Origin of the sequence: Actinoplanes sp. NPDC051633, assembly GCF_040681735.1 — a bacterium.
Taxonomy (GTDB): Bacteria; Actinomycetota; Actinomycetes; order Mycobacteriales; family Micromonosporaceae; genus Actinoplanes.
The window spans coordinates 1-3,420 of the sequence record NZ_JBFAZH010000854.1 but is presented as its reverse complement, the minus strand read 5'-3'; the positions used below and the strand labels follow the sequence as shown (position 1 = coordinate 3,420).

Annotated in this window: 2 protein-coding genes; both read right to left on the bottom strand. The window is 74.8% G+C overall.

The window, feature by feature from the left end:
- Positions 1 to 1,647, bottom strand: a 1,647-nt coding sequence (locus AB0M20_RS33320) for a beta-ketoacyl synthase N-terminal-like domain-containing protein (RefSeq protein WP_364304310.1), incomplete at its 3' end; no start/stop codon positions are given.
- A partial coding sequence (locus AB0M20_RS33315) for an SDR family NAD(P)-dependent oxidoreductase (RefSeq protein ID WP_364304309.1) occupies positions 1,644 to 3,420 on the bottom strand: 1,777 nt, incomplete at its 5' end. The genes AB0M20_RS33315 and AB0M20_RS33320, both read right to left, overlap by 4 nt.

Below are 3,420 nucleotides of genomic sequence, written 5' to 3'. Positions count from 1 at the left end.
GGCGGCGGTGAGGGGCGGGCTGAACTCGTCGCCGGCCTCGAGGCGCCGGCGGGCGTGCGCGCGGGCGATCTCGGGGTCGCAGCCCATGCCCACCAGGACGGCCGTACGCTCCGGCGGAAGGTCGACACCGCGGACGGCGTCGCGGGCGGCCTCCAGCACGAGAAGCTGCTGGCCCAGCGTCTCACCGAGATCGCGCGGCGGGTAGCGCAGGCCGTCCAGCGCGACCTCGATGGCGTCCGGCGCCGCGCCGGACGTGCGTCCACTCAGGACGGCATCTCGAAGCCCGCCGGCCTCAAGATCCCCGATGCGAGCGCCGATCGCCACGATCGCGATCTCGGCCGGCGTCGGGATGCCGGGCACGGCGACGCTGAATGCCGGCCGGCGGTCGAAGGCCTCGACGATCAGATGCGCGTTGTTGCCGCCGAAGCCGAAGGCGCTGATCGCCGCGCGCCGCCGCGGTCCCGTCCACGGTTCGTTCGCGTCGAGCAGTCGCAAGGGACCGTCGCGCAGCTCGTCGATCGGGTCGGTGGCGCCGGCCGTCGCCGGGAGCGTCCCGTGGCCGATCGCCGCGAGGAGCTTGAGCAGTCCGGCCGCGCCGGAGGCGGTCAGCAGGTGGCCGACGTTCGACTTCGCCGACCCGATCGGCAGGGGCTCCGCCCGCCCGCCGAAGCACCGGGCGGTCGACCGGGCCTCCACGGCATCGCCGATCGGCGTACCCGTGGCATGGCATTCCAGCAGCTCGACCGTCTCCGGACCGAAGCCGGCCAGCCGATACGCCGCGCGCATGGCACGGATCTGACCGTCCTCCGCGGGCGCGAGGAACCCGCCGGTCCGGCCGTCGTTCGACAGGCCGAGGCCGCGCACGACGCCGAGGACCGGGACGCCGGCGGCCGCCGCGTCGCGCAGCCGCATGAACGCGAACAGGGCCGCTCCCTCGGCCGGGATCAGCCCGTCGGCCGCGCGATGGAACGGCCGGCTGCGGCCGGTCGGGCTCAGCGCGCCCAGCGCCGCGAACCCGGAGTCGATGATCAGACCATCGCAGCCGCTCACCGCGCCGGCCACCATGAGGTCCGCGGTGTCGTCGTGCAGGCGGTCGCAAGCGATCTTGATGGCGTACAGCGCGGAGGCGCAGGCGGCGTCGAGGGCGAACGATCCGCCTTCCAGTCCGAGGGCGTTCGCCGCCGTGTGCGCCCACAGCCCTGAGCAGAAGCGGGCCCGCGGATCGGCCTGGTCCGGGTGGTCATCAAGCCAGACCTGTTCGGCGTACGCGGCCAGGCTCCGGCTGGGGTATCCCAGGTTGCCGAGGACCAGCCCGGTGCGCGCCGGGCGCGCATGATCGCCGGCCTCGCGCAGCGCCGCCCGGCCGGCGTGCAGTACCCATCGCAGCGCCGGGTCGGATGCGCTGACCTCGTCGGGGAAGCCGTCAGGGTCGAAGACCTCGCTGAAGCCCCGGACGATGCCGGCCGTGGCGCCGGCGCCGAGCGACCCCGGCGGCAGCCGCCAGTCCTCCGGCCGCACCGCATCGAGGTCGACCCGGCCGGAGGCGATGTTGTGCCAGAACTGGTCGGGGGTCAGCGCTCCGGGCAGCACGCAGCCGCGGCCGACGATCGCGATCGGCTCGAACTCCGGCTCGGCGTGATCGGTCACCCGCGGCCGGCCGGCGCGATGTCGGGGCGTCTGATGAGGCTGACGCCGAGCAACTCGGTGCGGGCGTCGCCGCCCTCGTCCAGCAGCGCGATGTCGCAGCGCGTCTCGTCGACGGCGACGGCCGCGGCCCGGACCAGGCAGCGCAGCTCCGCCGGTGCCGGTCCGGAGCGGTGGACGCGCACCGCGTCGACGCTCATCGGCAGCGTCGCGTGGCCGGTGATGTGCCTGGCCCACAGCACCGCAACTTGCAGGGCGCCGTCGATCGCGGCCGGGTCCGTCCACCATGGAGCGTCGGGCCAGCCGGCAGCCCGCAATCCGACGACCTGCGCGTCGGCGCCGTGCCGGGACATTCCGTGGACCGTCCGCAGCACTTGGAACCGGGGACCGTGGAACAACGCGGCGGATTCGTAGATCGACGGTCCGGTGACGGGCTCCGACGAGGCCGGCGTGGTCCAGGTTCGCGGGCGTTCCGGAGTGGCGAGCCGGGCCCGGTAGTGGTCTCCGATCCGGAGTTCACCGGCCGGCGTGGCCTCGATCGTGAAGCGGTGGCCGCCCGTCTCCATATCCGGGAGTTCGATCCCGCGCAGGACACGAAGGTCGGCCAGCGCGGTCGGGCGACCCGGGTGGCGCGCTTGTCCGGCCGCGGCGAACCACTCCACCGCCATGGCCAGCGGGAGCACGGGCACGCCGGCCGGTGCGTGGTCGGCCAGGAAGCCGTGCGTACGCGCATCGACCGTGCACTCGGCGGCGAACCGAGGCGAGCCCGCGTCGGTGACGTCGCCGCCGGTCATGGGGCCACCGGTGATGAGCACCTGGGCCGCGTCGCCGGGCGTACCCAACTCCGCGACGAAGGCGCGTGCGCCCGCGTCGAGCGGGATGAGCGGGACATCGAGGTTCTTGAAGTGTGCGGCGTGGGCCGCGGTGACCATGCCCGCTTCCCACGGTCCCCAGCCGATCGCGCGGACCCGGCACGACGGCCGCCGCCGCTGCTCGGCGTGGGCCACCTGGTTGAGCACCTCGTTGGCCATCGCGTAGTCGCACTGTCCGGGGTTGCCGTAGCGGGCCGCGACGGACGAGAACAGGCACAGCAGGTCCAGCGGATCGGACGCGGTCGCGTCGAGCAGGGCGCTGAGCCCGGCGACCTTGGTGGCGTAGACGCGGTCGAACTGGTCGTCCGTCTTGGCCGCGATCGGCTTGTCGGCGAGGACTCCGGCCCCGTGCACGAGCCCGGTGACGGCGCCCCACTCCCGGCGCACCCGGTCCAGCTCCCGGTCGAGAGCGGCCCGGTCCGTGACGTCGACCGCCGCGTACCGCACCATTGCGCCGGCTCGCTCGAGACCGGCGAGCGTCGCGCGCACCTCCCGGCGGGCGAGGAGGGTGCGGGCCTGGGCGGTCAGGTGCGCCGGCGCGGCGGTGGGGTCGCGGCCGGCGAGCAGGCGGGTGAGGGACGGCTCGTCGCGGGTCGGCGCCAGGAACTCGGGTTCGTCGGCGAGGGCCGTGCGTCCGAGCAGCAGCATGCGTGGCCGGGACGAATGCGCCAGCGCGAGCAGCGCGGCCGCGGTGACTCCGCGGGCGCCACCGCTGACGACGAGGACCGAATCCCCGGCGACCGGCGGGCCGGGCGCGAACGGGACTTCTTCCTCCGCGAGGGTCCATCGCGTCCCGTCGGCGCGCAGCCCCACGTCGAGGGTCGGCCCACCGGTCAGCAGTTCGGTGACAATGGCGGCGGCCACGTCGTCGGGATCGCGGCCGCCGCGCCGGCAGTCGATCGCC